The organism is Nocardioides eburneus, from assembly GCF_040838215.1.
In the GTDB taxonomy this organism is placed as follows: Bacteria; Actinomycetota; Actinomycetes; order Propionibacteriales; family Nocardioidaceae; genus Nocardioides; species Nocardioides eburneus.
Genome location: NZ_JBFPJR010000065.1, coordinates 1 through 5,411 on the forward strand (window position 1 = coordinate 1; position 5,411 = coordinate 5,411).

At 72.7% G+C, this 5,411-nt stretch carries 3 protein-coding genes; all 3 read left to right on the forward strand.

Features of this window, described 5'->3' with window-relative positions:
* Positions 1-53: 53 nt before the first annotated feature.
* The 3 genes from AB3X52_RS19305 (at position 54) to AB3X52_RS19315 (ending at position 5,248) form a co-directional block, all read left to right on the forward strand.
* Entirely contained in the window at positions 54-1,022 is a 969-nt protein-coding gene (locus AB3X52_RS19305; RefSeq protein WP_367995736.1) for an FKBP-type peptidyl-prolyl cis-trans isomerase, read from the forward strand.
* 81 nt (positions 1,023-1,103) lie between these two features.
* Positions 1,104-2,309, forward strand: a complete 1,206-nt coding sequence (locus AB3X52_RS19310) for an exonuclease SbcCD subunit D (protein ID WP_367995737.1) — start codon at positions 1,104-1,106, stop codon at positions 2,307-2,309.
* On the forward strand, positions 2,309-5,248 hold the full coding sequence (locus tag AB3X52_RS19315; RefSeq protein ID WP_367995738.1) for an AAA family ATPase: 2,940 nt from the start codon (positions 2,309-2,311) through the stop codon (positions 5,246-5,248). The genes AB3X52_RS19310 and AB3X52_RS19315 overlap by 1 nt, the downstream gene beginning before the upstream one ends.
* The last annotated feature ends 163 nt before the right edge of the window (positions 5,249-5,411 follow it).

A 5,411-nucleotide genomic window follows, 5' to 3' on the forward strand; every position in this document is an offset into this window, starting at 1 on the left:
GGGTCGATGGTTACGGTGGCAGGACCATGCTCTCAACCAGAAGGCCCATACCTGTGCTTCGACGACTCCGTCGCCCTACTGCTGCGCTGATCCCCGTCCTCCTCGTGCCGACCCTGGTCGCCTGCGGCGGCAGCTCGACCAAGGACGCCGACGCGCCCGCCAGCGGCTCGGTCTCCGGCGTCTCCATCACCGGGGACGTCGGCAAGAGCATCTCCGCGAAATGGCCGGCGAAGGTCGCGAAGCCCACCTTGACGAAGGCCACCACGCTGGTCAAGGGCTCCGGCGACAAGATCGCCGACGGTGATTCGGTGAGCACCTACCTCTGGGTCGGTGACGGCACGACCAAGAAGCAGGCCTACAGCGACTACAGCAACGGCGCTCCCGAGTCGATCCCCAACAACAGCAGCCAGCTCGGCACCGTCTTCTCCAAGCTCTTCGACGGCGCCACCTACGGCTCCCGGGTCGCCGTGGTGACCACGGCCGAGGAGCTGTTCGGCAACTCTTCGGGCAGCTCCCAGCTCGGCATCGGAGGCGACGACACGCTCGTGGTCGTCGCCGATCTGGTCAAGAAGGCGCCGACGTCGCCCACGCCGTCGGACGCCAAGGCTCACACCGCGCCGGCGAGCAAGCTGCCGAAGGTCGTCGAGACCAAGGGCAAGCCCACCGGCCTCGACTGGACGGGCGTCACGAAGCCGTCACTGACCACGCCGGTCCAGCGGGTCGTGCTCAAAGAGGGTACCGGCCGCGCCGTGAAGGCCTCCGACACCGTGACGGTGAACTACCTCGGTGAGACCTACCAGGCGAAGAAGCCGTTCGACGAGAGCTACAGCTCCAAGCCCCTCACGTCCGCGCTGAGCGGCCTCGTGAAGGGCTGGAGCATCGGCCTGACAGGGGTCAAGGTCGGCAGCCGGGTGCTGGTGCAGATCCCGCCGGCCTACGGCTATGGCGCCGAGGGCAGCGGTTCCACGATCCCGGCGAACGCAACGCTGTGGTTCGTGATCGACGTGGTCAAGGCGAAGTAGGCGCCGCGTCACATCGATCGGTCCGCGCCGGGCGGGGTGTCTGACGCGAAACTGTCGGTCCTCCCTCCTAGCGTTTCTCGCATGCGGATCCTGCACACCTCCGACTGGCATCTGGGTCGGTCCTTCCACCGTGAGGGCATGCTCAGCCACCAGGCGGCCTACGTCGACCATCTCCTCTCCGTCGTGGAGCAGGAGAGGGTCGACGTCGTGCTGGTCTCCGGCGACGTCTACGACCGCGCGCTCCCCCAGGTCGACGCCGTCCGGCTCGCCTCCGAGGCGCTCGGGCGGCTCGCAGCGTCCCGCGCGAAGGTGGTGCTCACGAGCGGCAACCACGACTCCGCCCACCGGCTCGGCTTCGGCTCCGACCTCATCGACGCGGCGGGCGTCTTCATCCGCACGGATCTGGCCGGCGTCGGCCGCCCCGTCGTGCTGGAGGACGACCACGGTCCCGTCGCGTTCCACGGCCTGCCCTACCTCGACCCCGACACCGTCAAGGAGGCCTGGGGGCTCGGGTCCCGCTCCCACCAGGCCGCGCTCACCGAGGCGATGGTCCGGGTCCGGGCCGATCACGACCGACGCGGCGGACGCGCCGTCGTGATGGCCCACGCCTTCGTGACCGGCGCCGAGCCGAGCGACTCCGAGCGTGACATCAGCGTCGGCGGCGTCTCGATGGTGCCTGCGAGCCTGTTCGCCGGGATGTCGTATGCCGCGCTCGGCCATCTCCACGGCCGCCACACGATCACGGAGACCGTCCGCTACAGCGGGTCGCCGCTGGCCTACTCCTTCTCCGAGGCGCAGCACCGCAAGGGCTCGTGGCTGGTCGACCTCGACGCGACCGGGGTCGCGGCGGTCGAGTTCGTCGAGGCCCCCGTCCCCCGCCGCCTCGCGCGTCTGCGTGGCGAGCTCGAGACGTTGCTGAGCGATCCGACGCTGAGCGCCCACGAGGACGACTGGGTCCAGGTGATCCTCACCGATGCCACGCGGCCGGCGCAGGCGATGGACCGGCTCCGCCGTCGTTTCCCCCACACGCTGGTGCTCGGCTTCGCGTCGACGACGCCCGTGCTCGGCGGTCTCCCGCTGCCGGCGCAGCGGGTCCGTCGCGACCGCGACCTGGTCCGCGAGTTCGTGGCCGAGCTCCGCGGGAGCGCGCCGAACGACGCGGAGCTCGCGCTGCTCGGCCGGGCCGTCGACGCCTGCTGCGAGGACCCCGAGGTCGACATGCTCGACAGCGGTTCTGAGCGGACCACCGTCGAGGAGTCGACCGACTTCGTCGAGGTGCTGTTCTGATGCGCCTGCACCGACTCGAGGCGACCGCGTTCGGTCCCTTCGTCGACACCGTCACCGTCGACTTCGACCGACTCTCCTCCGCCGGTCTCTTCCTGCTCTCCGGGCCGACCGGGGCGGGCAAGACCAGCGTTCTCGACGCTGTCTGCTTCGCGCTGTACGGCGACGTCCCGGGTGACCGCTCAGCGGCCAAGCGGCTGCGCAGCGACCAGGCCACGCCGGCGGTCGCCACCCGGGTGACACTCGAGGCAACGCTGGGCGGGCGCCGGTTCCGGATCACCCGATCGCCGTCCTGGGAACGCCCCAAGAAGCGCGGGACGGGCACCACCACCCAGCAGGCGTCCGTGGTGCTGCAGGAGCGCCGCGGCGACGAGTGGCAGACGCTCAGCACCCGGCTCGACGAGGCCGGTCACCTCGTGACCGGCCTGCTCGGGATGACGCTGACCCAGTTCACCCAGGTGGCGATGCTGCCGCAAGGCCGGTTCCAGGCTTTCCTGCGCGCGAAGGCCGACGAGCGCAAGGAGCTCCTCCAGCGTCTCTTCCGCACGGAGCGCTTCACCGACGTCGAGCGATGGCTCCGCGACCGGCGCCTCGAGCTGCGCGCCCGGTCCGCCTCGGTTCACCAACGGGTCGCCGACGTGGTCAGCCGCATCAGCGAGACCACCGACACCCCGCTCCCGGCGGACTGGGACATCCACGACCTGACCCTGCCGGCCGCCGACGGTGAACTCACCGGCTGGGTCACCGGGCTCGCGGACGCCGCGCGGGTCGACCAGGAGACCGCGGCCGCGAGCGCCGCCACCGCGCTCGCCGAGGAGAAGACCGCCCGGGACGCCCTCGACGAGGCGCGCCGCCTGGCGGCGTTCCGTGAGCGCGTCCAGCAGGCAGCGGCCGAGCATGCCGACCTGCTCGCCGGCGCCGAGGAGCACGACCTCGCGGTTGCGGCCGTGGAGGCCGCCGGGCGAGCCGCGGCCGTCGTCCCCGTCGACGAGCTCACGACCCGCGCCCGCGCTGCGCACGAGGACGCCGAGAGGGCCGCTCCGGCCGGGACCGACCTCGAGTCGGCCTCCACCGTGCTGGCCGGGCTCGAGGAGCGACTCGCGGCGGCCAAGCTCCTCCTGCCGCGCCAGGAGCGTCTCCGCGGCGTCGCGAGCGAGCTCTCCGCCGTCGCGCAGGAGCGTCTCGAGCTGAGCGAGCGGACCACCGCCCTGGCTGAGCGCCGCGCGGCTCTCCCGGCGACGATCGTGGCGCTGCGCGGCGATCTCGCGGACGCTCGGGCCGCTGTCGCCGAGCTTCCCGCGCTCCAGCGGCGACTCGACGCCCACGCGGCGGTCGAGGAGCTCGGCGTCGCGCTCGCCGAGGCGCGCAGCCGCCACGCCGCGGCCCGTGAGCGGGCCCTCGCGCTGCGCGAGCGCGCTCTCGACGTACGCCAGGCGCGGCTGGAGGGCATGGCCGCCGAGCTCGCCGGAGCCCTCGCGGTCGGCGCCGACTGTCCGGTCTGCGGCTCGGTCGACCATCCGCGGAAGGCCGTCCCGGCGAGCGGGGCCCCCGACGCCGAGGCGGAGCGCGCCGCGCAGAAGGCCGCCGACGACGCCAGCGTCGAGGAGCACGCTCGCGACGGCCGCGTTCGTGACGTCGTGACCCGGCTCGAGTTGGCCCGGGCGCAGGCCGGAGACGACGCGGAGGTCGCCACGCTCGAGGAGGACCTCGACCGTCTCTCGACCCTCGCCGCCCGTGCTCCGCACCTCGAGGACGCCCTCGGCGCGGCCGAGCTTGAGCTCGAGGAGCTCGGCTCGAGGATCGCCGCTGCCGAGGCGCGGCTCGCGGAGCTCGACACCTCCACCCGCCATCTCAGCGGCGAGCGCGACCGTCTGGCCGAGGCCGTGCGCGACGCCCTGGCGGGCACCGGCGCGACCGACGTGGAGGCGCTGGTCCACCACCTCGCCGACAAGCTCGCGGCCGCGCGCTCCGACGTCGAGCGGCTCCAGGAGCTGCAGCAGGCCCGCCGGACCCTCGCCGAGGCGGAGGTCGCGCTCACGACGGCCTGCCGGCGAGCGGGATTCACTGCCGCCGAGGACGCACGCGCCGCTGCGCTCGACACCGCCGTGGTCGACGAGCTCACCGCGACGATCAAGCACCATGACCGTCGTCTCGCGGCCGTCGGCGCGATCCTCGCCGAGCGCGGAGCCGACGACGTTCTGCGCCGGCCCGCTCCCGACGTCGACGCGATGGCCGCCGCCCACACGTCGGCGCTCGACCGACTCGGCGCGGCTCAGGCCGCGGTCTCTCGCGCGGTCTCGCGGCTCGCCCGCATCACGGCGCTCCAGTCCGAGCTCGCCGAGCAGATCACCGCCTGGGAGCCGCTGCGGGCCGACCTCGAGGTCACGACCCGACTCGCAGCGTTCGCCGAGGGGAAGAGCAGCGACAACCGGTTGCAGATGTCGCTCTCGGCCTACGTCGTCGCCTACCGCCTCACGCAGGTCGTCGCTGCCGCCAACGAGCGGCTCGCGGTGATGAGCGACCAGCGCTACAGCCTCGAGCACTCCGCAGCGCGCGCCGCCGGCGACCGGCGCGGGGGCCTCGCGCTCCTCGTGCGGGACGACTGGTCGGGCGAGTCGCGGGATCCGGCGACACTGTCGGGCGGCGAGACCTTCGTCGTCTCCCTCGCCCTCGCTCTCGGGCTCGCCGACGTGATCATGCAGGAGGCCGGTGGAGCGCTGCTCGAGACGCTCTTCGTCGATGAGGGGTTCGGCTCCCTCGACGCCGACACCCTCGACGACGTCCTTGACGTCCTCGACGGGCTCCGCGACGGCGGCCGGGTCGTCGGCGTGGTCAGCCATGTCGCCGAGATGCGCGACCGCATCCCGGCTCAACTCATGGTCACGAAGCGGCGTGAGGGCTCGACCCTCCGCGTCCAGGGAGCGCCCGCCTCCGGCGGTTGAGTCGCAGGTTCGGGCTGCGCGCTGCGGCAACCGGTCACCACAACCCGCGACTCAACCCGCCACAACCCGCGACTCAGCCCACCACAACCCGCGACTCAACCCGCCACAACCCGCGACTCAGCCCACCACAACCCGCGACTCAACCCGCCACAACCCGCGACTC

Coding starts and splice junctions, on each gene's coding strand:
- AB3X52_RS19310 (WP_367995737.1), top strand. CDS start 1,104: ATGCGGATCCTGCACACCTCCGACTGGCATCTGGGTCGGTCCTTCCAC.
- AB3X52_RS19315 (WP_367995738.1), top strand. CDS start 2,309: ATGCGCCTGCACCGACTCGAGGCGACCGCGTTCGGTCCCTTCGTCGAC.